Annotated in this window: 23 protein-coding genes; 3 read left to right on the top strand and 20 right to left on the bottom strand. The window is 39.7% G+C overall.

All coding sequences use genetic code 11. The features are described from left to right. Positions 1–22 precede the first annotated feature (22 nt). The 3 genes from EHO65_RS19720 to EHO65_RS19710 are packed head-to-tail and all read left to right on the top strand — an operon-like array spanning position 23 to position 2,046. The gene (locus EHO65_RS19720; RefSeq protein ID WP_135776246.1) at positions 23–1,108 is read left to right on the top strand and encodes a metallophosphoesterase family protein; all 1,086 of its coding nucleotides are present in this window, start codon (positions 23–25) and stop codon (positions 1,106–1,108) included. 9 nt (positions 1,109–1,117) lie between these two features. Further along, positions 1,118–1,561 carry a c-type cytochrome gene (locus tag EHO65_RS19715; RefSeq protein WP_135776245.1) on the top strand — a complete coding sequence of 148 codons (444 nt, stop codon included), beginning with the start codon at positions 1,118–1,120 and terminating at the stop codon, positions 1,559–1,561. Between the two features lie 11 nt (positions 1,562–1,572). Beyond that, entirely contained in the window at positions 1,573–2,046 is a 474-nt protein-coding gene (locus EHO65_RS19710; RefSeq protein ID WP_135776244.1) for a hypothetical protein, read from the top strand. Positions 2,047–2,191: 145 nt separating this feature from the next. Here the strand turns inward: EHO65_RS19710 and EHO65_RS19705 are convergent, their stop codons facing one another. The 20 genes from EHO65_RS19705 to EHO65_RS20085 all read right to left on the bottom strand — a co-directional run. After that, positions 2,192–2,866 carry a methionine ABC transporter permease gene (locus EHO65_RS19705; RefSeq protein WP_135776243.1) on the bottom strand — a complete coding sequence of 225 codons (675 nt, stop codon included), beginning with the start codon at positions 2,864–2,866 and terminating at the stop codon, positions 2,192–2,194. Beyond that, positions 2,863–3,903 carry a methionine ABC transporter ATP-binding protein gene (locus EHO65_RS19700; RefSeq protein WP_135776242.1) on the bottom strand — a complete coding sequence of 347 codons (1,041 nt, stop codon included), beginning with the start codon at positions 3,901–3,903 and terminating at the stop codon, positions 2,863–2,865. Before EHO65_RS19700 ends, EHO65_RS19705 begins: the two co-directional genes overlap by 4 nt. Then, the gene (locus EHO65_RS19695; protein ID WP_135776241.1) at positions 3,882–4,709 is read right to left on the bottom strand and encodes a MetQ/NlpA family ABC transporter substrate-binding protein; all 828 of its coding nucleotides are present in this window, start codon (positions 4,707–4,709) and stop codon (positions 3,882–3,884) included. The genes EHO65_RS19700 and EHO65_RS19695 overlap by 22 nt, the downstream gene beginning before the upstream one ends. A 153-nt stretch (positions 4,710–4,862) precedes the next feature. After that, complete coding sequence (locus tag EHO65_RS19690) at positions 4,863–5,738, bottom strand: hypothetical protein (RefSeq protein WP_135776240.1); 876 nt, start codon at positions 5,736–5,738, stop codon at positions 4,863–4,865. A gap of 2 nt (positions 5,739–5,740) precedes the next feature. Then, positions 5,741–7,150 (bottom strand): MBOAT family O-acyltransferase, encoded by a 1,410-nt coding sequence (locus EHO65_RS19685; RefSeq protein WP_135776239.1) that lies wholly within the window; start codon positions 7,148–7,150, stop codon positions 5,741–5,743. A gap of 58 nt (positions 7,151–7,208) precedes the next feature. After that, positions 7,209–8,423, bottom strand: a complete 1,215-nt coding sequence (locus tag EHO65_RS19680; protein ID WP_135776238.1) for an adenylate/guanylate cyclase domain-containing protein — start codon at positions 8,421–8,423, stop codon at positions 7,209–7,211. After that, the gene (locus EHO65_RS19675) at positions 8,420–9,496 is read right to left on the bottom strand and encodes an ATP-grasp domain-containing protein (RefSeq protein WP_135776237.1); all 1,077 of its coding nucleotides are present in this window, start codon (positions 9,494–9,496) and stop codon (positions 8,420–8,422) included. Before EHO65_RS19675 ends, EHO65_RS19680 begins: the two co-directional genes overlap by 4 nt. Before the next feature lies 1 nt (position 9,497). After that, a complete protein-coding gene (locus EHO65_RS19670; RefSeq protein WP_135776236.1) occupies positions 9,498–10,043 on the bottom strand; it encodes a hypothetical protein in 546 nt (181 codons plus the stop codon). A gap of 96 nt (positions 10,044–10,139) precedes the next feature. Then, on the bottom strand, positions 10,140–10,904 hold the full coding sequence (pstB, locus tag EHO65_RS19665) for a phosphate ABC transporter ATP-binding protein PstB (protein ID WP_100707948.1): 765 nt from the start codon (positions 10,902–10,904) through the stop codon (positions 10,140–10,142). Positions 10,905–10,938: 34 nt separating this feature from the next. After that, the gene (gene pstA, locus EHO65_RS19660) at positions 10,939–11,883 is read right to left on the bottom strand and encodes a phosphate ABC transporter permease PstA (protein WP_135776235.1); all 945 of its coding nucleotides are present in this window, start codon (positions 11,881–11,883) and stop codon (positions 10,939–10,941) included. 24 nt (positions 11,884–11,907) lie between these two features. Continuing rightward, positions 11,908–12,990, bottom strand: a complete 1,083-nt coding sequence (gene pstC, locus EHO65_RS19655) for a phosphate ABC transporter permease subunit PstC (protein WP_135776234.1) — start codon at positions 12,988–12,990, stop codon at positions 11,908–11,910. Positions 12,991–13,051: 61 nt separating this feature from the next. Next, a complete protein-coding gene (locus EHO65_RS19650) occupies positions 13,052–13,891 on the bottom strand; it encodes a phosphate ABC transporter substrate-binding protein (protein ID WP_100707983.1) in 840 nt (279 codons plus the stop codon). Between the two features lie 174 nt (positions 13,892–14,065). Beyond that, on the bottom strand, positions 14,066–14,512 hold the full coding sequence (locus EHO65_RS19645) for an LA_3150 family lipoprotein (protein WP_135776233.1): 447 nt from the start codon (positions 14,510–14,512) through the stop codon (positions 14,066–14,068). Between the two features lie 23 nt (positions 14,513–14,535). Next, positions 14,536–16,212, bottom strand: coding sequence for a hypothetical protein (locus tag EHO65_RS19640; RefSeq protein WP_135776232.1), 1,677 nt, complete (start codon positions 16,210–16,212; stop codon positions 14,536–14,538). Positions 16,213–16,421: 209 nt separating this feature from the next. After that, positions 16,422–17,747 carry a spinster family MFS transporter gene (locus EHO65_RS19635; protein WP_135776231.1) on the bottom strand — a complete coding sequence of 442 codons (1,326 nt, stop codon included), beginning with the start codon at positions 17,745–17,747 and terminating at the stop codon, positions 16,422–16,424. Positions 17,748–17,920: 173 nt separating this feature from the next. Continuing rightward, entirely contained in the window at positions 17,921–18,514 is a 594-nt protein-coding gene (locus tag EHO65_RS19630; protein ID WP_135776230.1) for an energy transducer TonB, read from the bottom strand. Further along, complete coding sequence (locus tag EHO65_RS19625; RefSeq protein WP_086446850.1) at positions 18,511–18,930, bottom strand: ExbD/TolR family protein; 420 nt, start codon at positions 18,928–18,930, stop codon at positions 18,511–18,513. Before EHO65_RS19625 ends, EHO65_RS19630 begins: the two co-directional genes overlap by 4 nt. Before the next feature lie 3 nt (positions 18,931–18,933). Continuing rightward, a complete protein-coding gene (locus tag EHO65_RS19620) occupies positions 18,934–19,353 on the bottom strand; it encodes an ExbD/TolR family protein (protein ID WP_100707940.1) in 420 nt (139 codons plus the stop codon). A 33-nt stretch (positions 19,354–19,386) separates the two neighbouring features. Further along, positions 19,387–20,199: a MotA/TolQ/ExbB proton channel family protein gene (locus EHO65_RS19615; RefSeq protein WP_108926858.1), complete on the bottom strand. Its 813-nt coding sequence runs from the start codon at positions 20,197–20,199 to the stop codon at positions 19,387–19,389. Between the two features lie 743 nt (positions 20,200–20,942). Next, a partial coding sequence (locus EHO65_RS20085; protein WP_244243597.1) for an RHS repeat domain-containing protein occupies positions 20,943–26,712 on the bottom strand: 5,770 nt, incomplete at its 5' end.

Raw genomic sequence — 26,712 nt, 5'->3', positions numbered from 1 at the left:
TATTCCGGCGAGGAGGGGAGTTATGGAAGAGGGAAAACTGAGCAGGAAAGATTTTTTGCGCAGAACGGGAGGTCTACTCGCCGCGAGTATTGTTCCAATGAGTTTGGTGGAGATCGCCTGCGGAGGAAGAGGAAAGGGCACTCATGAAAAATTTACATTTGCGTTCATATCGGATCCTCACCTAACGCATATTAAAGGAACTAATTTTGTTCGGAACTTTGATAATGGCCTAAATAAGGCGATCGAAACGGTGAACTTAATGTTCCCAAGGCCTGACTTTGTTGTATTCGGAGGAGACCTTGCTCAGTTAGGAAAAAGAGAAGAACTGGATCATGGTATGGAACTTCTATCCAAACTAAAAGTGCCAGTCAAGTTTGTGATCGGTGAACATGATTATTATTTGGATATGGGAAATTATTGGCAGGATAAGATCAGTAAGCTCAATTATTCCTTCGATCATAAGGGGGTTCATTTCGTTGTTTTGAATAGTATTCTTACATATGACAATTGGATCAAACGTTGGAAAACTCCTGAAGAAAGAATGAACGAAATGGCACGCCTGGATAATCCAAACGGTTCTCCATTTATGGTGGGTGACGATCAGATAGCTTGGTTGAAAAAGGACTTGGAGGATATTAAAAGTGGAACTCCTTTAGTAGTTCTTTCTCATTCTCCATTATATAAAATTTATAAACCTTGGAATTTCTGGACGGACGATGCGGAGCAGATCCAATCCGTCTTAAGTAAATTTGATAATGTAACAGTCTTCCACGGACATGTACATCAGGTCTTATATAATCAGATCAAGAATATAAGTTTCTATGCATTGATGTCTACCGCATGGCCATGGCCTTATCCTGAAAGTTACACTCAGTCGCCACATTATATTCCTAAGATGACTGTATTCATGAACCGTCAGGATCCATTCCACGAGAGGGACGGAACAGGTTGGGCATTCGTAAATATGGATAATGCAAGAGAGGAAATGCATTATAAACTTTGGGAGAATAAGGATCGGATCGTAAAATACGACGAATCCGCAGGACATCCGGTAGATTCAACTTATCAAAAGCCTGAAACTAGAATTCTTCCTCAAACACATTATTAGGAGAAACTTATGGACGATCGGCTTACTTTCAAAGATAGATATAGATCCAGAATTTTATTAGGGGTCTTCGCTTCCGTTTTCTTTTTCATTTTCGGGACAGTTTCCTTGCTCTTCGCAGATGACTGGGACAAATCAAATGAAGACAAATGGAATGCTGCATTTATGGAAACTGTGGCTCGAGGTGAGAAACTTTTTCATGGACCCGAATTGGGCGGAAATACGGTCCAATGTGCTATGTGTCATCCGAATGCAACGAATACACATCCGGAAACTTATCCTAAATTCCAGAAACAGATCGGTAAGGTTTCCACATTGAGAGAAATGATCAACTGGTGTATCCAAAATCCTCTGCAAGGAAAACCTTTAGCTTATGACGATCCTAAGATGATTGCATTAGAAGCTTATATCATGTATGAGAGAAGAAACTCCGTTCTCGCCCCGGGAAAACATTAGAGGAAATGAATATGATCCGATATAGTTTGTTTATAGGGATTCTTTCGATTTTATTCTTTTCCTGTGGCTCCGAGATCAGCGATTCTAGATGTAAAACAGATCTGGAAAAAGGGCTTTCTTTATTCGGAACTGTAGAAGACATACATGCTGAAAAAGGTATCTCCGTAAAAGAATCCTTTTCCTCAGGAAGTAAGGATTTGTTGTACGTTCCCTTCTCCGCAAACGTAAAACTAAAGGAAGATGTTCGTAATTACGTTCATCATGCCCAAGAAGGAAGATATCATAGAGAATACGTTGGTTGGGTAATGCAAAATTCTGCAAACAAATCCGGAACGGAAAAGTTGTTACATTTTTCATTGCTTGCAAACTTATCTTCTTCTCGCTGGTATGATGCGAAAAGTGGACAGATCATTCCGTTAAAAGGAGTTTTAAGATATAAAAAAGAAGGAAACGAATGGGTTTCCTTGGGCGCATTTGATAATTAAAATTTTTGAATATGCAATGGTCGGGGCCGGATTGTTTCCTTAAGGACTATGAAGGTCCCGCTTTCATTACCACAGCATTTGATCCGCAGGTTTACTTGCGGATTCTTTTTACCATGAATAGTCTGAAATATCTTCCTAATAAGAATTAATGAGAGACTCTTTTGTCACTGTTTTTGCGGGTTTTGTCTCCGATCCATTGGAATGTTTGGACTAAAGCGATCAGAATAAAAACTGTCGCAAACATAATATCGTCTTCGTATCTATAATATCCGAATCGGATTGCAAGATCTCCAATCCCTCCACCACCTACAATTCCGGCCATCGCCGAGTATCCTAGTAGGCTAATTGTGGTAACAGTGATCGCTGAATAAATCCCAGGCAAAGCTTCCGGTATCAAGACTTCCCTGATAATCAAATTGAGTTTTGCTCCTGTAGAAACTGCTGCCTCTAAAACTCCTTCTGGAATTTCTCTAAGAGAAGTTTCAACTAATCTGGCTAAAAACGGGATTGCCGCAACGGAAAGAGGGACAGATGCAGCAAGTGGGCCGATAGTAGTTCCTACTAAGGACTGAGTGAGAGGGATAAGTGCGACGAGTAAGATCACGAATGGAATGGATCGGATCAAGTTTGCCAATACTCCAAGCACTGCATGAAAGAATTTGTTCGGTATAAATAGTTTTTTGTCAGTGAGATAAATTAGAAATCCCAAAGGAATTCCGAATACCAAAGCAGAGGATAAGGAGATTCCAAGCATTAAGAATGTTTGTCCAAATGCATTGACTAGTTCCGGGTATAATTCTATCCATTTGGAAAAATTCATCTGAATATTTCCTCCACAGTGGCTCCGTATCTTACGAATGCAGCTCTAACCGTGTCCGTGCTATTATCGGACGGGTCTGTTTCCAGATAAAAAACTCCGATTGGTTTTCCCGAAATATATTCAATTTTACTGTGAATGATATTCGGGACATGGTTCGTGGCACGGATCACTTTTCCGAGCACTGGCTCCGTAGCGATCTCGTTTTTTAGCACTACTCTTAATATTCTGCCTTCCGTTCTTGCCAAGGTCTCTTCTGGAATTGAGTTAGTGAAGGCATGTCCAGTAAGCTTTTTAGTAATTTCTTGAGAAGGGTCGGCAAATAAAGAATAAACAGATCCGGTTTCGATCAGTTTACCTTTTTCTAATACTGCAACAGAGTTACAGATCTCTCGAACCACATTCATTTCATGGGTAACAATCAGAATTGTGATCGAAAATTTTTTGTGAATATCTCTTAAAAGTCCTAAAATAGAACGAGTGGTTTCCGGATCCAATGCGGAAGTAGGTTCATCGCATAATAGTAGAGTTGGATGGTTGGCGATTGCTCTTGCGATTCCGACCCTTTGTTTTTGTCCGCCACTGAGTTGGTTCGGATAGGAATCTATTTTATCTTCGAGTCCTATCAAGGAGAGAAGTTCGATTACTCTCGCGCGGATCTTTTCTTTTTTCCATCCTGCGGCTTTTAAGGGGAGTGCGATATTATCGAAAACTTTTCGGTTTAAGACAAGATGAGATTGTTGGAATACCATTCCCACCTTAGATCTATGATGTCTGAGTTCTTCTCCCTTTAAATGGGAGATATCTGAAGATTGGAAAAATACCTGTCCTGAATCAGGTGTTTCCAATAAATTTGCGAATCTAAGTAAGGTGCTCTTTCCGGCTCCTGTGGTCCCTATAATCCCGAAAATTTCCCCCTTATCTATCTTTAGGGAGATATCCTCGATAGAAGGATGTATAGATCTCGGGAACGTTTTAAAAACGTTCCGAAATTCTAATATTGTTTGTGAGTTTTCTTTTACTTCCGTTTCCCGAACCATTCCGGCTTTTGGAATCCTTTAAAGTCTTGGTCTATAACTGTTTCGAAGTTTTCAGACTTCACTGCCTCGACTATGTCTTTGGCAAAAACGCTGTCTTTTTCTTCTTCACGAACTACAATGATATTTTTATGTTCTTCTGCCAGCTTTTCCAAGATCACTGCTTTTGTCAGATCCAAACCGGAAGCGAGTGCGAAATTTCCATTGATCGCAGAAAAGTCAGTACTTTCTAAAGATCTAGGAAGTTGAGCCGCTTCTAAAGGTAAGAATTGGATCTGTTTTTTGTTTTCAGTGATATCGTTTAATGAAGCCTTAGTAGGAAGTGCTTCCGGATTTACTTTAATAAAACCTAATTCTTGGAAAAGTTTTAAAGCTCTTAGCAAGTTGGTCGGATCGTTTGGAAGAGCTATCGAAGCCTTATCTTTTATATCCTTAGGATTTTTAGTCTTTCCTGCAAACACAGACATAGGAGCTGTGGGAATATTGATAATGGCACTTAACTTTAGATTTTTATCCGCTGTAAACTTTTTCAGATACGGAAGATGTTGGAACAAATTCGCATCTATATCGCCGGAAGCCAAAGCTAGATTCGGTTGGATATAATCGCTGAACTGAACGATCTCTATCTTGTATCCCTTCTTCTCTAGATCCGGAAACACTCCTTTCTTCAAAAGATCACCGTAAGGACCAGGGCAAATCCCGATCTTCAGATTCTTTCTATCACCCGGAAGATTGGGGGCCTCTTTCTTTCCGCAGTTTATAAAGAAAGGAAGAAGGCAGAGTACTATGATAAATAGCTTTCGATTCATTGTTCACCTTTAGTCGGAGTTTGACTAGTCCAAGGATCTATGGAGCCTGTCTTCTTGGATACCAGAAAAATCCGTTATATTGAATAAAATGTTTAATATAACTCGGAGCTTAGAATACATATCCGGACTTAAATTCTGGGTGGTAGGAACTCCTTACTGTAAGGATTCCGCATATTCTTTCAGTTTAGATAAGAATCGATCGGCTTCCGGATAAGCCAGGTGCAGAGCATCGCTGTCTTCGTAGATATCTTTATTATCTATAAACCAAAGGTAATGAGAAGGAGGAAAATTTTTCTGAACAGTTTCTCTGGTCCTGGTTTCCTTAGCGGAGATCAGAATTTCGGGATGCATTGGCATTTCGAAAAATATCGGCCTGACTCCTTTGGCTTCCAATTCTTTAAGAACAGAAGAAAGATAGACCATCCTATCATTTAATTTTTTCTGTTCTACTGCGGCGCCATACCAACGTTTTACTTCTTGTAGATGTTCTTGTTTTAGTCTTTTGGAAATTTCAAGAACTTCTTTTTCTTCCTTTGGTGCCGGTTTCGCTTCCGTAGTAAAGAACCGATCCGTAAATTGGATCACAAATCCTACCGCATAATTTAAAGGTTGTTTTTCGGATCTTAGGACTGGGAAATTCCTTCTAGTAAAAACAAAAAAGGGATCGGTATTCTCTCCGGAGAATTTTACGTTTTCTTTTACGGAGAGCTGATTAACTTCTATCAAAACGAATTTGGGAGAAGTATCCGAATTTTTTAATATAGATAATCCAGTTAATGCGCCTTCGCCCACTAGCGAAAGATTAAACCATCCTGAGTTGGCCTTCGGTAACATTCTATCCGACATGGAAGATCCAGCAATTACGTATTTGGAATTTTTTCCTTCTGTTAAGAAACTTTCTACTCTGACTCTATTATGTTGCCACCAACTTTGTTTTGGTATTTTTTGAGGAGAAAGAAAATATACAAAACCGGAATACAGTCCTAAGAAGATCAGAAAGAAAATAATGACTCGGCAAAAAAATTTCATAATTAAAACTGAAAATAGATAAATGCGGCAGAAGGCCCCTTGTTCAGAACGATCATAAATAGTAAGAATGCATAACCGATATTCGAAACCTTCTCCACTGTTTCTTCCGGATACTTCTCCTTATACCATCCGTAAACATGATAAAAGAACACGGGAATAGAGAAGAATATTAAGAAAGTGCAAAGTTCCCAATCTGTCCCCAAACTTAAATTTGTACCTAATAATTTAAGATACTTAACTGCAGTTTCGAAATCAGGTAAACGGAATAATAACCATAGAAGAGAAACACATAAGAATACAAATCCTGCTTTTATGAAGGAGAAAAAACGATTCTCAGGAAGTTTAAATGGAAGATTTTGATCTAGGAATCTTTCAATTAATAACAGAAGTCCATGGCCGATTCCCCAAACCATATATCTCCATTCTGCTCCATGCCAAAGACCGCCTAATGCCATGACCAAAAATAGATTTATATATGTCCTGAAATTTCCTTTTCTATTTCCACCCAAAGGAATATACAAATAATCCCTAAGCCAAGTTGAAAGGGAGATATGCCATCTTCTCCAAAATTCGGAAAAGTTAGAAGATATATAAGGAAAATTGAAATTGGTTGGAAGTCTATAGCCGAATAAGAATGCAGTTCCGATCGCTATCAAAGAATATCCAGCAAAGTCTGAAAAGATCTGAGCGGAATAACCGAAAATCAGCAATATTAAAGTAAGAGTCGAATGATGTGCATTATAAGGAAAATCGATAACGAATGTAAGATCATTTAAGTTATCTGCGATCACAGTTTTTAGAAAATACCCAAGTATTAATATTTTCGCAGCTGCAATCCAGGGAATGTCTTTGAAATCTTTCGTTTTGATTTGAGGGAAAAATTCCTTTGCCTTAACGATAGGGCCTGCTACCAACTGAGGAAAAAAATTAATATAGAGGGAAGATTGTAGGACAAGTTTAGGGTAGGGGACCTTCTCCTTGAAAATTTCAGTGCCTATCCTGTAAAAATCCACCACCATACTGATCCCATGAAAGGTGTAAAAAGAAATACCGATCGGAAGAGGTATTAGGAAAATCCAATGTAGTTCCGAGGATCCCGAATTGCCCAAGAAAGTTTTGGCGAATAGTCCGCTATATTTAAAGAAGAATAATACGCTTAAGTTCAGGACCACACCTAAAGCCAAGACTGCTTTTTTAGATCTAAAATCCGGGGTTTGGATCAGATATACGATACTTGCGTTCCAGAAGATAGAGAACAAAAGTAAGATGAGTAACCAAGGATCGGTATATGCGTAAAAATAAAAACTCGCGGCAACTACTGTCAGAAGTTGGAATCTTTTTAGGAAAGGGAGATAGTAAAGGGTAAAGGTAATTAATAGGAATATGAAAAATCCAAAACTATTAAAATTCATGGGAAAGAAAATCTGACTGGTTCAAATTCTTTCCTATGATCTTTCGGTCAAGAACCTATTATGCTTCTCTGGCTTCCTTCACCAAAAACATTTCAATCTCTCCCTTATTCTTAGCTTTTATCAACCCCCTGGACTCGCAGATAAAATCTTCTCTCACAAAATGGAATGTATCTAAGGAAATATTCACTTCTCCCGCAAGTCCGGAACTTTCCATACGACTTGCGGTATTGACTGTGTCCCCCCAGATATCGTAGGCAAATTTTTCCGTGCCTATTACTCCTGCAACTACGCTGCCCGTATGGATACCTAAACGTAATTCCCAGCTAGGAAGACCTAATTTCTGTCTCTCTTCCTTTTGTTTCTTCATGAATTGTTGGAACTCCAATCCGCAGAAAACCGCGTCTCTTGCATGAGTATGATTCGGTGTAGGAAGTCCGGCAACGGCCATATAGGCATCTCCGATCGTCTTGATCTTCTCCAAGCCGTATTTTTTAGCGATCTTATCAAATTCAGCAAAGAAGAAGTGGAGTTCCTTCACTAATTCTTCCGGACTCATCTTCTCCGCGATCTGGGTAAACCCTGCCATATCAGTGAATAATACCGTAACACTATCATAACGTTTTGGTTGGACAGTATCGTTCATTTTTAATTCGTCTGCGATCGACTCCGGAAGAATATTTCGAAGTAGATTGTCGGATTTTTTCCTCTCTATATTCAGGTTTCTGCTGAGTATAAAGATCAGTATCCCTGTTAGGATCTGGACGAAGATATAATTTCCTCCCAGATCCATATATTCTGCATCCCTATCTTTTTGAGGGACTATAAAATTCGGATAAAAATATTCGAATATATATAAGAAGCCTGTCACGAATGCATAAAACGCATATATGAAAAATATATTATGATTTTTTAATAGAATTGTCGCTATTACTAACGCAGGGATAAAATAATAATGGTTTCCTCCATTCGAACCACCATGCAAGAACCAAAGAGAAGATAAATATACGAGAATCGTTAGATTTAAGGGCCAGAAAAGAACGTAATAAATATTCCTAAATCTGGAAAAATAGTACATAGTGAGTAGAATAAAACCGGAGATCAGGTTTAGAATGATGACCCGATGAGAATATTCGGTTTGTTCTTCGAAGATAGAACCTAATATATTCAAACTTCCGTTTACTAGGGAAATTGCATTGAATAATCGATGCTCTAAGGAGTTCTTTTTAGGATCTCCAAAGATCAAATAAATCAGTTGTACTAATTTTTGTTTCATATAGAAAGATCGGAGACGATTCTTTCCCCGAAATAAAAATTATACAATTCTTTTAATATGGAAAAAAGGCCCGCACCCTTCACTTTGGATTGTCTTGAAATCTTAAATAAAATCTTCCATTGGGAGAATAGTATGGAATATCTTTCTCTGAATGAAAATCTGGGGTCATATAAGTTCGTAGATTCGGAAGTAACTCCGTTTAATTCCACTATATGGAGATCTTTTCCTTCTAAAAAATCCTTGAGGGAGGAAAATCGTATATCGTATCTACCGAAATAAAATCCGGAAAAAGAAGAAGAGATCTCATGGATCTTATTCTCTAATTCTGGAGTGATCCATTCTGAACCGTCCAAAAATAGTGTTCCCTGGCAATGGTTCCCTGCCTCGGAAAGTAGAATGTTTTCTCCTAGTTTTGGTATCTTGTCCCAGGCCTCTGAAAATCTTTTTTGAAATCTATCTTTTTGGATCTTATATCTGGGATGGGTCTCCACTAATTTAGAAAGAGAAGAGATCCCGTTCCCGACTAATTTAGGGAATACTTTCCTGGTGATTGAGAATATTTTACCTTTGCTCTCAGTCGGATATCTATAATAAAAAATCCCAACTTCGAATGGACCAGGATGGTATTCTTGGATAAGTAGGTCCACATTTGATTCCAATAAACATTCTTCCAAATGTTTTGGGCTTAAGATCTTTCTCACACCTTGTCCTCTTTGCCCTGAATCGGGTTTGAGTATAATCGGGAATACTAATCCGAAAGTATTCATTTTTTCTAAAATAGAATTTATATCTTTAGAACCTTTGGGGACTAAAAAGAATTTTAATATATTCTTAGAGTTTAGTTTTTGTAAGATTTGATATTTGGATTCCCCTACGAGTCCGCCTAGAGGAATGCCTGGATTTGCTGCTGCAATCGTTCCGAATCCTAGAGAAGAAATGGATCCGGATCGGATGGAACGAATGGATTCAAAAGCGATATAAGGGATCAGAGGCAGATACAATTTCCAAGTGGGCCAAAATTCCATTGGATCGGATTGTTTGAGCAAATCCTGTTCTGTCTGAGTCTCTAACATTCTATATGACCGGGTCCCAAGCAAGAATGAGTCGATTCGTATTGTATTGCAGGGTGGAAATCGCAAATCCAAAACTTTCGGGAATATCATCGAACCCGAGATCATGTTCAAGCGCTACTCTAATAATTGCTTCGTGATGGATTGTATGTTCTTGTACATATAGTAATTCTCTTTCCCAAGAAGAACTTACTACGTTCTCTAGTCCGGAAGAAGAATGTACTAAATAGGAAACTTGGATTTCTCCTTCCCAATCCTTACTTTCGAATTCTCTTATTAGCTCTAAAAAACGATCTGCCGCTGCCTTTGGAGAATTTTCATAGAGAGGATTTCTTTCTCTTTGATCATAGGAAACAAGCCCAGCATCATAGCCGTTTAATAATGCTTCCGCAAATTCTAAACAATGACGGATCTGTTTGCCTATACTCGCCCCGGACAATAAATGTAAAGGACGAGAATAATTTCTTTCTGAGATCCTATATAGTAGATCCGCAAATCTCGAAAAAATGATCTCGAGTGAATCGATTAAGTCTGATTTCGTCTGCCTCATTGAGGGAGACTTCGATGATTTTGAATTTAGGTTACAGTGCAGAATAAAAAAGCCTGCATCCTGCAGGCTTTTTTAAAGGAAATATTTGGTTCGGTATCAACCGAATTTTCCGGAAATATAATCTTCTGTTTCCTTTTTGGAAGGATCATGGAACATCTTTTTAGTAGTATCGAATTCCACCAAACGACCCATATAGAAGAAGCCTGTATAATCGCTCACCCTTGCGGCTTGTTGCATATTATGTGTCACGATCACTATCGTATAAGAATCCTTGAATTCAGAAATGAACTCCTCCACCTTTTTCGTAGAAATGGGATCCAAGGCGGAACAAGGCTCATCCATTAAGATCACTTCGGGATTCATTGCGATTGCTCTTGCGATGCATAACCTTTGTTGTTGTCCACCGGAAAGTCCGAGTGCGCTATCGTTCAGTCTGTCCTTAACTTCTTTCCAAAGTGCGGACTTCCTAAGACTTTCTTCAACGATATGATCCATCTGATCTTTAGACACTCCGCCATTCAGTTTTAATCCGTAAGCGATGTTCTCATAGATGGATTTAGGAAAAGGGAAAGACTTTTGGAAAACCATTCCGACTCTTTTTCTGAGTTCCACAACATTCATTAGAGGATCATAAATATTGATCCCATCTATTTCCAGTTTACCGTTCACTTTAGAGCTATCGATCACGTCATTCATTCGGTTGATGGATCTTAAAAAAGTGGATTTACCGCAACCGGAAGGTCCTATGAACGCAGTGACCTTCTTCGCATGGATCTCTAAAGAGATATCATGCAATGCCTGATTCTCACCGTAGAAAAAATTGAAATGGCGGGATTTTATTTTTACTTTTGTATCTTTCATCTGCGATTAACTCCTCGCATCTCCAATAAAAACGTTATACATGGGCCTTGCCCCTGGACTTCCTGATTCTGTATCTTAAGAATGTAGCAAAAAAACTCATCCCGAAGGTAAGAGTTAATAATACAACTGTGGTCGCATATTGTTTCGGCATAGCCGCGTCCACATCAGGCGATTGAGTTGCCAATACGAATAAATGGTAACCTAATTGCATGAATTGATCCGAAAGGTGAGAAGGTAATTCAGGCAAAGAATATACAACTCCTACGAATAAGATCGGAGCAACTTCTCCTGCACCTCTTCCGATCGCAAGAATTGCTCCTGTCAAAATACCAGTTAAAGAATTAGGTAAGATCAATTTCCAAATGGTTTGCCATTTGGTTGCACCTAACGCGAGACTTGATTCTCTCATTTCTCTCGGAATACTTCTCATCGTTTCTTCTACGGAGATAATGACTACCGGTAGGGTGAGGATTGCAAGAGTTGCAGCGGCCCAGATCAGAGCCGGTTTACCCCAAATTGGTGTGGTGTTACTTGCAATATAATCCATTCCTTTCCCGAGGAATTGGATGAAAAATCCAACTCCGAATAGTCCGAATACAATGGAAGGAACTCCTGCCAAGGTATTGATCGCAAATCGAACAGTCATTGCGAACTTAGAATCTCTTGCGGTATATTCGGAAAGGAAGATCCCGGTTGCAGTACCAATCGGAATACTGAATAAGATCATTATAAAAACTAGATATACAGTTCCATAGATTGCAGGAAAAATCCCACCTTCTAAGTTATTATTCCTTGGTGCTTCTGTTAGGAATTCCCAGTTAACACCTGAGATTCCCTTATAGAATATATTCCCAAGCATTAGAATTACCGCTGATAAGATCAGTCCTGTAGCAAGCATGGGAGCGCCTAGAGCTAATATGGAATAAATTTTATCTTTTACGACTTTTCTTCTTTTAAGTCTGACTTTTTTCCATTTCAAAGGGGTTTACCAAATTTTGTTTGTTTAGGAGCCTTGGAACTTTTTCATAAGCCGTTTTTTAACATACAGCTCTGTGATTGCGTTCAAGGAAAAAGTAAATAGGAAGAGAAGAACTCCTAGGAAGAACAGAATATTATAATGTTCCGATCCCCAGATAACTTCTCCCATTTCCGCGCCGATCGTGGCGGCAAAGGTCCTACTCGGATCAAAAATACCGAAACTCATCATAGGGGCATTACCTGTGGCCATAAGAGCGATCATCGTTTCTCCAAAAGCTCTTCCTATCCCTAAAAGTACTGCGGCAAATACGCCAGGTAACGCGGCAGGAAGCATTACTCTATAAGCTGTTTGCCATTCAGTTGCACCTAATGCTAAAGACGCTTGTCTATAAGATTGAGGCACAGTGCTCAATGCATCTTCAGCGACCGTAAATATGATCGGAGTAACTGCGATCGCTAAACCGATCCCTCCAGTCAAAGCATTCAATCTGAAATCTATATCAAAAGTAGCTTTTACTAGAGTGGCAACATCCATCAAACAGAAAAACCCGATCACAACGGAAGGGAAGTTTGCAAGCATTTCAATTGCTGGCTTCACGATCTCTCGCACTCTTGCAGGAACAAAGAACGTAATATTCAAAGCTGCTAAAATAGCTAATGGAGCTCCGAGTAAAATTGCTATGATGGTTGTTTTTGCAGTTCCTACGATCAAAGGTAGAATACCAAACTTAGGAACGGAAGATACCGGCTGCCAAATCTTACTGAAAAGATTTTCGAAAAGAGAAAGTTTTTCAGGTTCAGGAGAAGAGACAGCTATAGGTTTATTCAATTCTAAAGTATCTCCGTCAGGATTATACTCAGCAGGAGCATCCGAGCCGGAGTCAGGATTGTATTCTGTTGGTGCCCCGGAGCTTTGGATAGTAGGGGAGGCTTGCGGAGAATCCGAGAAGAACAAGGAAGAAGCTTCTCTAAAGACAAAGAAAAAAATAAGAAGAATGATAAGGATGGAAGTTGCAGCGGTTCCTTTAACTAAAGTTTCCGCGAAAACGTCTATTTTTCTTCTGCTCGGATGTAAAAGATATCTCAGCAGAGGATCGAGTTTGCTCATTGAATGTTCCGAATTCTGGATTTAAGATCGGCTCCCATTTCTGAGAGCCGATCGCACAATATTACTTTTTCTTAAGAGGGAAGTAACCTACGTCCTTCACAACTTTTTGTCCGTCTTTTCCGATTACCCAATCGATAAACTTTTTAGTTTGGTCTTTAGGTGCTTCTCTCAAATAAAAATATAGATATCTGGAGATCGGATATTTGTTTGTCAAAATATTCGCTTCGGTTGGAAGTTCAGCTTTAGAGTTTGCGTCAGCTGAAACTGCAACATCTTTTACACCGGATGCGTAAGCTGCTCCACCGTAACCGATTCCCCATTTGTCTTTGGAGATTGCGTTAACTAGTGCTGCAGTTCCTACCATGTGTTGAGCAGAAGGATCAAAGTCTTGCTTTTCTAAAGCATGCTCTTTGAAATATTCATAAGTTCCGGAGTTGTTCTCACGGCTATATAGTACGATCTTATGATCTTCGCCGCCAACTTCTTTCCAGTTGGTGATCTTTCCGGTGAAAATTTTACGGATTTCTTCCAGAGAAAGTTTTGCGACTGGATTCTTTTTGTTCACATAAAGAGAAATACCGTCTATTGCAACCTTGATTTCCACACCATTGGAATTATATTTTTCCTTTAATTGTTGGATTTCTTGAGGTTTGAGAGGGCGAGAAGCGGAACAAATATCTGTGGTTCCGTTGATTAGAGCAGCGATCCCGGTTCCGGATCCTCCTCCCGTAACTTGGAATTGAACCGATTTATCCGGGAAGGTTTCGGTCCATTTTTGAACCAGGATAACCATCGTGTCGGATCCTTTTATGGTGATTGTCTTTTTCTCTTCCCCGGATACGGAAAATGAAGAAAGAGCGAATGCTAATAAGACAATAAGTCTTAAACCTATCTTTTTCATCTGTTTGATATTTCTCCTGAAATATTTTTGAATCATAAACAAGAACCGTTACGAACGGATTTCTCAAATATTACAATCCTGATACACTCTATTCTATTGCATAGATTTGGCATTTTAGCGCATTCTATGAAAATATGCCCCTGACTTTAAGAAGATACAGCAGGCTTTTTATGATTAGAATCCTACTGCTTCCTTGATCTTATCCCCACAATGTCCCCCAGCCTGTCCCAGGTTTGGATCACAGGTATAATATTTAAAATTCACAGGACTTGCGTTTGTAGGAATTCCTGAACCCAAAAATCCCAAAGCGCCACAAGTTTGTTTAGAAAGTGCGGACTTTCTAAGTTCCGTATCCAGAGAATGTCCAAACATTACATAAAGATAATAATTGGTCGGAGAGATCGTAGAATTAGAAGTTCCTAATACGGTGAAATGATCGTAACATTCCCCCGTATAGTCAGTGAAGTTTCCTGCAACCTCTACTACTACTATAGAATTGTTCCCGTCGTCCGGGGTTCCTGCTAATGCTTGTAATAGGGCGGCATCGTCCTTTTGATCGGAAGAGCAAGAAATTGCTAAAAGTCCCAAAAGTGGAAGTATGAATTTAAGTTTAGATTTCATAATATTAACCGTTTCTCCTCTTCTTAATCTAATCTGCTGTTCAATTGGTCCGGTGTAACCGTTCCTGTCCAGAAAGTTGCCTGAAGTTGGAAATAGACTGTTTGGTTATTGATCGTTTCAGGTTCTCTGGTTACAGGATCTATTCCCAGTTTAAGAACAGGGATTTGATAGAATAATTGCGCCTTGAATAAGTGTTTGTCTCCGAAAAGATTCAGACCAACCCAGTAGTATTTTTTCAGATCGTTATCTTCTATCTTACCGTTACGATTGAAATCTCCCTTTAGGAAATCATATCTGAAAACAGGCATAATATAATATTTATCGAATACCTGGATATTATATCCTACGGTCGCCTGCCATCCGGAAAGATTATTGGAAGCAGCTCCAGTATAAGTAGTATAAGCTCCACTTAGATAAATACCATTCCAGGTCATGGTCCCGTCGTAAGTATAACCTCTTAAGTCCAGATTTTTCTGGCAATAACTGGTTTGATAACTTGGAACGGTGCAATCGCCTGTGCTATTATCTGCAGTTGTTTGTGTGGTAAGAAGATATTGAGTAGGAGCTCCTCTTGGGATCGCGCCATCCACAGCAAGAGTGGAGGCAGGACCGGAACTAAAGCTTACGTTCTTAGTTTGCATTGTAGCGGCACCCAAGGAAATTTTAAGATCTTTTTGGAAGATCTCTTCTCCTTCTTGCCAACCTACATTGCTACCGTTTTCCTTAACTAGACCGCCTAAAACGTTCCATTGAACTCTCGCAAAATATAAAGGAGAATTCAAAATAGGTTGGTTCGGTCTACCTGCAACGGTAAGATCCTGACGTCTACCTGTTCCATAGTCACCGCCGCCCCCGTGTCCGTTGCCTGCCATTAGGTCGATGGTAAGATATTTTTCATATTTTCCTTCGAAAAAATCTTTCAAAGGAGAAAGTCTCAGGTTTACACCCATATCGAACTGAGGATAAGCGTTTGTCATATAAGAACGTTCTAATGCGATGAAGTTCGCAGAAGACATCAGATATTCTCTATGGAATTGAGTTGGTAATTGACCGAAACTCAATCTTGCTCCTAAGATTGGAATATTCACAAAAAGGAATGCTTCTTGGATATAACCTCTCCCTTCTCTCAAGGAAACATTCGTCACTTCTCCGGTAGTATTCTTGTTTTGGGTGATGTAAGGGGCATTTAACATATTTTCTCCCCTTAGGTTGATCATCATTCCCCACCAAGAATTACCTTGGTATTGTAATCCTAAGCGAAGACGTCTGAAGTTCCAATCCACAGAATTAAAATCTTCATTACCGTTATTATAATTGGATCCGGTCTGAGCGGAGATACCTCTAAATTGAATCCTACCTGTGATGGTAAGTCTTTCTTTTTGGAGTTCATCCGGTCTACTAGTGAAATGGTTTGGATAAGGATTGAACTTAGGCTCGCTCTTGTTGATGGCTTTATCCATCTTACTCTTAAAACGACCTGGACCAGGCTTAGTATATAACTGTCCGTCCTGATCTTCATAAATAGTGAATTCTTCTTGTTTAGGTTTTTCCACTTTAGGAGGCTCACTAGCTTGCGCAAGTTCCCCTGCAGGTGAAGTCCCTTGGGAAAAAATCCCCCTAGAACAGACTACTAGTCCAAGAATTAGAAAACTAGATTTAATCCCGTCTAAGTTCTTTCTATTTTTAGATTTCTGCTTCATTCAGAGTTACCTTTTCGATTCGCTTCCCGGATTTTCACCGAGCGAATTCTGTTTTACGTTTAGGTAACAGAATGGCCTTTTTACGTTACAAAATGATTACAGTATGACGATGATTTCGTTACAAGCCTCCTCCGGCCTAGTTTTATGCAGAACTGGTATCATTTAAGTTACAGAAATAAGACTAAATTATCTAATCATATGATTAGTTTTTATACTTTTCCTTCTAAACTATGCTTCATCGCGGATGCATCCTTGGCAAAACTTCGGGAAGCCAAGAATACAAATAAGGAAGTCAATAGCACAGTTACAGGGATCAGATAAAGGGAATCATGAAGGCCAATCGCTTTGAATTGTTCGGTCATTTCAGAAGTACCTGAACGGAGCATTGCAGATTTGGTTAAGTAGTCCGAAAACCAACCCACAACAGCAGGACCGGTCGCACCACCTAATAGATACATGGCTGCAAAGTAGATTGCCATCGCTGTAGCTCTGAGTCTAGGTTCGATCACGTCTTGGATAGCAGGATAAACGCAGGTATAATAATTATAAGAAAGTAACCATCCAAGTCCAAGTAGAAGGGAGAAGAATAAAACCATTTCTTCCGACTGCATTAATGCGAGAAGGATCAAGATCCCGGACACAAACAAATTGAATGCTCCGAAAAGAAGACGGCCTCTTTCGGATTTTTGGTGGATCTTATCTGCGATCCAACCACCGACCGTTAGCCCGATTAGACCTGTGATCCCTACTATAAATCCAGTTGTGATCGCCGCTTTTACCAAAGTGAAATGGTAATATCTTTGTAATAAAGAAACTAGGAAACTATTCACTGCATAAGCTGCAAAATTGAATGTAAGGCCGGACAGAATGATCCACCACATAGTAGGAATTCTTAATACTTTTTTAATAGGTTGTGAAGGCGCGGCATTAGATACTTGGATAGATTCTGCAGCTCCTCTTTCCGGTTCTCTGATAAAAAAGAAGAATATGGAAAGAAGTATCCCAGGCAAAGCCGCAATGAAGAATGGAGCTCTCCAGGTTCCGAAAGCTTTTACCATTGCACCAACAGTAAAGAATGCGAGTACTAACCCTAAAGGAAGTCCTAACATAAAAATACCGACTGCTCTTGCTCTTTTGTGAGAAGGAAAAAGATCTCCAATAAGAGAGTTAGCAGCAGGTGCGTAACTTGCTTCTCCTATCCCAACGCCCATACGAACCGAAACAAAAGATAAATAGTTCCAAGCATATCCATTCAAAGCGGTGAATGCGCTCCATATTGCGAGTCCCCAGCCTATGATCTTTTTGCGACTCCAAGAATCCGCGAGTCTTCCTAATGGTAGGCCTGCTATGGCGTAGATGACTGTGAATGCAGAACCTACAATACCTAATTGGAGATCGCTTAAATCCCATTCATGTCGAATAGGTTCAATGATGATTGCAGGGATCGTTCTATCAAAGAAGTTGAGAAGGTTTGCCAAGAATAGAAGGATCAGTATCCTCCATGCATGTTTGGCTTGATTTGAGTTCGATTCCATCACTTAGTATCTCCCAAGGGCCGTAATTACTTCCGGCCGGGAATAAAAAGCAAATCATAAAATTATAATTCGAACGATCGTTCTGGGATAAATATATAAAAGATATCTAATAGGCGGGTGTTAGGTGGGAGAGTAGAACATCTTCTTCTTCCATATGAAAGAAGAAGATTATATCAATAGAGAGAGAAACGAACTGGAACGTAAACTTTTACGGTGATCGCTTTTCCTTCTAGCATAGAAGGTGAGTAACGTTTTTTGTAAAATGCCTGGATTGCAGATTCTTCTAATCCGTATCCTAAAGTTTTACCAATATTACGTACTCTTAAAACTTCTCCGGAGTCAGCGATGATTACTTCTAAGGTAAGAGTTCCTCCCACACCTGCAGACTGAGCGTCTTTTGTATATTCAGGTTGAAGGTTTGGAGAAAGATCCACTGGAGCAGTAGCACCGGAAACGATTGCATCCTGAGCACCTGCGATCCTGGAGTCCTCCTTTTTCTTAAGAGTATCAGTAACCTCGAATTCTCCGTCGTCGGGAGCTTCTCCTACGTTTGGATCCTGGATCACAAGATTCTCCACGAAAGCGACCTCATCGATCAACTTGTCCAGATGATCGTAAGTGTTTGGAGGAGTGTACCAGAAAAGAAGTGCTGCGATCTGAAGAACGGCAGAAGAACCTAAGAAGGTTTCCATTCTGTAACGATCAACAAACCTGCGAAGCCCCGAACGTTTTTTAGAAGAAGAAGGAGAGGAAACTACTTGGTTCATTTCAGGCCTCCTCCTTGGGTAGTTTTAGTTACCAGAGAAACTTTTAACGCACCGGCTTCTTTTAAGAGTTCGAACACATTGTCCAGGTCAGCATAACTCAGTTCTTTATCAGCATGGATCAATACTTTCAGATCAGGAGTGGTTGCAAGTTTGGCACGAACATTATTGATCGCTTCATTCAAAGGCATCTTTACTTGGTTGAAGTAAATGGACTTCTCGTTATCGGCGCTTAAATATAAATTCGCGATTTTCTTATTAAGCTGCTCTCCGCCGGGAACATCCGGAAGAGCGATGGGAAGATCCGGATCCGTATCAAGGACCGAAGTCACCATAAAGAATACCAAAAGAAGAAAGGCGATATCGGCCATTGAGCTGACCGGAATAGAAGGTGGAGCTTTTTTCTTTTTAAGTGCCATATCTTATTTTAATCTTTTTACGGAGACTTGTTTGAATCCTCTTAACTGCACTGCAGAAAGAGCATCCAGCATATTTCCGTACTTCGTTTCGCCGGTCGTTTTGATCAGAGCAACTTTTTCATCGAGATTCGGGATTTCTAGATCGTTCAGATCTTTTCTGAATTCCGCAAGATCCTTGTAATCACGAGTGCCGAGGACTTTGTTCCTCATCTTGATCGTTTCGCCTGCCACCAATATCTCGTAAATATTCTCTCTTAAAACTAGGGTGGGGTTGGAGTTTTTTCGGGGAAGTTGGATATTCAAACCCTCCTTCACGAAAAACACCGCTGTCACCATAAAAAATACGAGAAGAAGAAACGCGATATCCGACATAGAAGAGGCCGAAATTTCTTCCAAACCTCTTTTTTTCTTAAGCTGAATCATATTCCGAATTCCTAATAAATGAAAGAACTAAGATTAAGCTCTTGCGTTACGTTTCAGGAATTCTTTGTAAATTCTGTTTGCAGCTTCTTCCACTTCGGAAGTGAATCCGTCGATTCTGGAAGTCAGGTATTGGTGGAAAGTCATTGCAGGAATAGCGATGATCAAACCGGCTGCAGTAGTGATAAGAGCTTCTTTAATACCGCCCGCTACTACTTTCGCGTTAACTTGGTCTGCATTTGCGATCGCATCGAATGCGTTGATCATACCGGAAACTGTTCCTAAGAACCCGATCAAAGGAGCGATAGTCGAAACAGCAGCTAAGATCACAAGTCCTCTTTCAAGAACTACGATCACTTCGGCAGCTTCTCTTTCGATACCTTTTGCGAAAATTTCAGCATTACCCGCAGATACATCGATACCGTTTTTCAAAATATCGGAAATTTTATAAGAAGGGTTTGCATCGATGAATTCTTTAGCTCCATCAAAACCTTTCTCATCAACCTTCTCCCCTAAATCGATATTAAAACCTTTAGGAAGAAGTTTGGAAGTAGTAAGAAAGTAAATTCTTTCGAAAATGATCGCAAGAGCAATAATAGAAGAAAGAGCCAATGGATACATTGTCCATCCGCCCTTGTTGAACAGGTCTACAAATCCCCAAGTTCCGCTTTTTTCAGCAGGAGCCGGTGCAGGTTGTTCTGCAGGTGCAGTTGTTTGTTCGGTTTTATTTGCGTCTGTAGGCGCAGCATCTTGAGAAAAAGTAGGTAAAGTTGCAGTTAGAACGAATCCTCCTACAAGTGCAATGGCGATCCATTGGCGTAGAGAGAGATTAGTATATCGATTATGCATAGCTTTCGAAAGCTCCATAAGAAGTAATGAGACATTTTTACGTGATTTGAGTTACATATTTATTACGAAGTAGTTACGGGTTGGTTAGTTTGGGGAGGGGGGAAGAGGCGGTGATTCGCAAGGGAGCAGGTTTGACTTCGATTTGTAATGGAGAGAAAGGGTAGGGAGAAGTTTCCCCTGGGCCAAGCCAAGGTCTTGGCCCAGGGGAATCCGCAGAACCAAAAAAAGGAAATATTATAGGTATAACAGCTGCTTTGATTATTTGATGCAAAGACATTAATTGAATTAAATAGTTGAAAGGCTATGCCAATATGAGGCTGATCTAATTTACTCTTCTTTAAATAGATTTTTGTTATTATTACGTTGAGGAGGGTTTAAGTAAAAATCAGTTTACCATTAATCGATATATTAGACCCATTAAAACGGCATAGGCCATTAAGAGTAAGATGCCTCCTATCCAATAGAAAAAAAACCATCTAAGCCACCTGGGAATTTCCATTTTATTTTTCTTTAAATACTTCAAAAATAAAATATACTCAGAAATTGGAAGATATACCATGTGGCTGTTCTCCTTGGTAAACCCCGAGTATATTTTAAATTCGTAATATTTTTTTCTTATGTCTATAATTTTAAGAATGTATTGAGCAAAAATAATAATCACACCAAGCCAAAATACAAGATGAAACGCTACCATACTAATATCCAATTTCCTGAACAGTAATAGTCAAGAAATATCCCCTCATTCATTTATCGAACAGATTTTTCGAGTCTGAATTTCCATTCGGATACGCAGCTTTCGCTTCCCATTTTCCGTAGGTTTGAACAGTTCCCGTGAATGAAAAAGGAGTTGCAGTTATTCCAACGCCTTCTCTCGCTCCAACAGCAACGCCCAATAGGAAACTACCATTAGGATTGATTTTAACTTGAGGACCAACTCCATACATTACGGTTATGTCAATAGCTTCTATTACATCGTTTGGATCCCTTGTAACACCAAAACCGATAGATCCTGAACCTCCTTCATCAACACCAAATGCAGCACCAGCAGATAAGCCGACCGAACATTTCACAGGCCATACGAATTGACATGCTAAGACTCCAGAAACGTTACCGCCAAAACCAAGAGGGGAATATGCACCAGATCCTTGAAAATAAATAGTAGGTTCAAGTGGCGGTGGTGTCGGTTTTACTTTTACTTTATACATTAAATCCATTAGTTTATAGCCTTCAAGGCCCATTACCTCCGGTTGTTTATATACATGATCTATATTTGGAGTAGTATTAGGTAATGAAAAAGGTGTCTCAAAACTAGGAGCACTTTTAAGTTTACTACCATTAACATGAATAGTAGATAGTCCAGACTTTCCGTAAAAGACATTCCGTCGCAAATTCCAAAAACCTTTCCTTCCTCCACTAGATTTTGTTGCACCGAGATTTTTATTTCCACCGACTTTTCCAAACGAAGTTGTTTTAGAAGTGCTTTTCGATCCAAATATTTTACTAGCAAATGATTGTGCTGCACTTTTAAATGAACCCCAGGCACCTTTCCAACTCCAATGTCCAGTGGGATCTTTGTAATTAATTGGATTTCCTGCTACGTATGAAAAACGGTTCCATCCCTGAGTATTGCGTTCTCCATCGATCTTTGTATCTGCACTTGCAAATCTTGCAATCTGGGGGTCGTAATACCTTGCATTATAAAAATAAAAATTAGTCTCTCTGTCTAATTCCTGGGAGTTATACTTTGGAGCAAAATCCAGCGTTCCCCGTTGAACAAGAGTTTCCCCGTAGGGCTCATACTGTACGTGACTCAGAGTGTGACCGGCTTCATCTAAAATGTGAGAAACCGAATCTACTTGGTCTGTTAAAAAATAAGCAGCGACTCCATCTTCATTCAAAGCGGCGATCCGCACTCCATTCAGATAAACGTTATTAATAGAACTTAGAATATTCGTTTCTTCAGAATATTCGAGTCCATAAAACTTGCTTGGATATAGGATCTCCTGGTTTTTGAAAGAAGCTCCACTTGGAAGAAAAGCTTTCTTACGAACCCTGAATCCACCTTCGTCATACCAGTAGCTACCGATAGTCGTGCTAAGGGCATCTTGGACCTTGGTAATTCTATTTTGAGAATCAACAGTAATTGTTTTTGTAAGGTCTTTGAAATTGTCTCTCTGGTAGGTCATATTCCCTGCGGAATCGTAGTTCATGACCAAACGGTTATTACCACTTTGGGTAGAATCTATATGAGTGACTTGGTGGTTAGAATATTGGTAATTCCATTCATCTATGAGAGTGTTATCGTTAAAATTATGATTACGTTTTGCGAGAAGGTTTCCATTCTTCGCGTATGCAAAACTTTGGCGGAACGTTTTGGTGTAATTATCCGCAGATTCTTGGTATTGCCCGTCTGCGGCGATAAGTCTGTCTAGGCCGTCATAGCTGTAATTATAAGCGGTTGTATATTCAGAAGAAGTGTTAGTGATCCCAGTGATATTGTTTCTACTATTGAATGCATATACTGCATCTTGGAGAGTTTTCGTGGTCCCGTCTACATCCCCAACTGAGTTGATTCGAACTAATCTTTGCTTTACATCGTAAGTGTAATTTGTTTGGACTCCATTTCCGAGTCCGAATCCAGCTGTTTGCCCGAATTCGTTGTAAGTGATATTTTCTACGATGGTTTTGCTGCAAAATCCTGGAATAATACCGTTTGTATTTACTTGGACTGAAATTCCAGTGATATAACCTGCAGTTCCGTAATTATAGCAAGCCTTCATTCGAGTATGGTTAACGGGATGTTCCGGGTAATCTATGGAGGTTACACGACCTAGTAGATCATATTTGTATTCGGTAATATAAGGACCATTTGCTAATTCAATAGTTAGGTTCTTGATCTCCCTGGTTTCTTTTTTCGCACGACCAAGTTTATCGTAGCTGAATGTTTTTGCCTGGACTGAATCTTCTACCTTGACCAATTTTCCGAGAGCATTTTCTGAACCAGTTCCTGAGTCATAATCGTAATAAATGGTGCCGTCCGGAGTGTCCTTGGTAGCCATCCTTCCCAAAGAATCATAGGTAAAGCTTGTAGTAATACCCCGAGCATCTGTTGTTTGAATAACATCCCCGAATGCATTGTATGAAGAAGAACTTACCCCGAAATCCGGATCGCTATTTTTCTTGAGTCTTCCGAAAGCATCGTATAGCCAATAGGCTTGGTTTTTTCCGGAGGTATCTTTTACTGTAATCCCGCTCGTATCGCAGGATAAAGCTCCTCCGTCATTCAGGTCTGATTTTTTGATCATCTTTTCTGCAAGATCGAAACAAAAACCAATTTTTGCCTGCGCTCCATCTGGGCTAAAATCTTCAATATATAAAGTTTGGCCTCTACCATCTTTTACAGTTCTCTTACTTGTACCGTCACTATGGGTTTCTAAAGTTTCGAAAGGATCGTTATAAGTAACTGTAATAGTAGTTGCTTGTGTTTCACCTGCTGCAATCGGTTGGATTGTTTTTTTCGCTCTTCCGATGGCATCGTATTCCATATAGCTTGGGTTTCTTTCTTGAGCATGCAGAACAAAGGTGTCTATCTCGCCTGCATCCGCCCAATCCGGTTGTCCAGATCGAACTGATTGTCCATTCCCATTATAAGTAATCTTTCCAGATCTTATATATTGTCCATTGGATCCTGTTTTGACAGTATGGACAATTCTCCCCATTCCGTCTTTGTAGGAACGAAGTGCAAAACTTGGATCTGCACCACCTGTAGGAAATGTGGTCTTTGCACTGAAAGGAAAACTAGATCCATATTCATACACTGTAAGAACCTTGGTCCCAGAATCAGTGTCTGCACTGGACTCAACTAATCTTCCAAAATCATCATATACAAAATATGCCTTGTTCCCATTCGGATCTGTAGAATCATCTTGGGAGCCAAATGCCTTTGCGTAATTTGTAGTATATCTGGTTTTAAGTTGAAGAGACCCGCCATAACTTGTTTGTTCTTTTACGAATTGATGAAGTTGGTCGTCGTAAATGTAGGAGGTCCCACGGTTTGGATTTGCACTTACATTTTTTTCTTCAGTTTTATTCCCGTAAGTATCGTATTCATATTCTGTAATGTTTGCAGGAACAGAAGGAAGTCCGCTACCAGTATAGGTTACAGCATTTCGAGTCAGATTGCCTTGGGAATCGTAAGTAAGATTGCTTGTGATTTCATGAGAAGAACCGGATAAGGAGACTGTTTTCTTTGGTCTCGTCTGATTGCTCGTAGAATCCGTTTCAAAATCAGTAACTGTAGTAAAACTCTGAGAAGGGTGAGCGGAATCCGCATAATGATCCGTGGTTGTATCTATCTTTTTGGTTAGATTATATCCATTAAAAATAACGGAACCTTCGGAAGTAGTGGTTGCAGTTCCATTGATGAAATTCTGGGTTTTATTCAAACGAGCAAGATAGCTGATTTTTCCTGTAACAGTTTCTATCTGTTGGATCTCGTATGTGTTCTTATTAGATCCATAGTCCTTATTATCAGAACCTATAATATGTTTTTCCTTTTCGGCTCCGGCAAGTGCACGGTTATGCATAAAATTGGAATAAGGTTGGCTAAAATAAGAATGAACAGTGCGGGACCCTGTCGCATCAGTTAAAGTGAATTCTGTAAATCCGAATGCATCCGTTTCTTTTTTGCCGTTGATGAATGCGGAAAAAGACACCCCGTTTTTGTAACTATAATTCTTCGGGATTGTATTCCCGAGCCCGTCATCTAAGGTAATCTTAGTACAGACCCTGTAGTTAATAGAAAGATCCGGGATATTATCTCCACCGTTATTATCAAACTTGGTAGAATTTTCATATTCTAAAGTATAAGTCCCACCGATCCCGTTCTTCACCTGCTCTATCACATCCGGAACAGTACCAGTGGACATTGCAAAATACCAGGTAGGTTCTTTGAGATGGATAATCCCAATATCTGTAAGTCCATCCCCATTATAATCTCCTTGGATCCACTGGAATGGATACACCTTGGTCATAAGATCAGGACGGTCGATAGATAAAGCAAACACAGGAGAAGCAGCAGATACAATTTTACTCTGAGAAAGATCGTAAATTTTATTCTCTCCATCGGAGACTACAATCGGATTTCCTCTATGATCATACTGGCTAGAAAATCCTACAAGGCCAGGATTATATACGGTTCTTGCAATAGTAGTTGCAGTAATTCTAATTTTTGAAAATACGATGGAGGCTGTATCCGTAGGATCTTCGTATACGATAGAATTCCCAGCTACTTCCGGATACAATGCATATTGGATCCCAGCTTGGCTCGTTCTGTCATAAACAGTAGTCGTAACAGGAAGGCTCACAGCTGCCCCAGTCGGTAACAATAATTTAAAAGTAATGGAAGAAGTTCCTATGGTCCCCAAATACCATTTATGAGTTCCGGTTCTACGATCTACTAAGAGGATCTGCGCTTTTCCAGCACCAGTAAAGTCTCCGGAAAAGATACTGAACATGTTCCGATTATTACGATTTGTTTCACTTCCTACTTGGAATAAGTTTTGTAAGAATGAATCGAGCACATCGCCAGAAGTTGTTAAATATTTTGTTCCACTTGGTCCTGTGAGTAAAAATCTTTGAGAGCTTGTGCTTGTCTGATCATTCAGGACCAAGGCAGATTTAGAAGAAGTAGAATCAAAGTTATCTATCGCATATGCGCTTGAGTTGATATCAAAAGAAACAACTTGTGAGTCTGCAATATTTGCGAGGTCCGTTCTTTTAAAAGCGTTTCCGGTATCTTGGGTGACTACGAAAAATTTACTCGTTGTTCCAAAATCTCCGAAGAATAAAACTTCATCTCGAGTGTTTACAGTATAACGATCTGCTTTTCCATTATTTATGGTTACGATCCCATTAGTCTCCGGATTGAAACCTGTAAGAACCGCTTCAGTAAAGGTAGAACCCTTCTTGAAATCGAATACTCCTGTTTTTCTATCAAACAAAAGTAATTCAGAAGAAGCACTACAATCGTTTGTAGTAAAACATCCTGGATATGCGATCTCTCCTTTTCCTGGGTTGGAGTTCCCATCATACTGGTAATCTAAAAGAACAGTTTTAGTATCCGAAGAAGTGGAGAATACTCCAAATCCTTTAATCGGTTTTACTTCATCCAAAGGTAGAGGAGTTTTCATCACTCTCTCTTGGTTTGGACCATAGCTCATATCGCTATAAATTTTATAACGGAATCCGTTAGACGTTGTTTCGCCGATCCAGAATCTTCCGTCTGTCTCAGAGAAAAACCCTATGTCGGTTGATCCATCACCGTTGAAATCTCCCTGAAGCCAGCGAGTAATTGTTTTGAATTGAGGAGCCTTAGACCAGATCTTAAAATTGATGGTTTGGTTGATTGTTTCCCCTAAAGTCCATTCTCCGGAAGAACGATCGAATAATAAAAAGTCAGAAGTCCCATCTCCGTTAAAATCCCCAGAGAATTGATCATTGGAAAATAAGGCC

This window comes from Leptospira andrefontaineae (assembly GCF_004770105.1).
Lineage (GTDB): Bacteria > Spirochaetota > Leptospiria > Leptospirales > Leptospiraceae > Leptospira_B > Leptospira_B andrefontaineae.
Note: the sequence above shows the minus strand (reverse complement) of the source record. Positions and strands in the feature narration are given on the sequence as shown.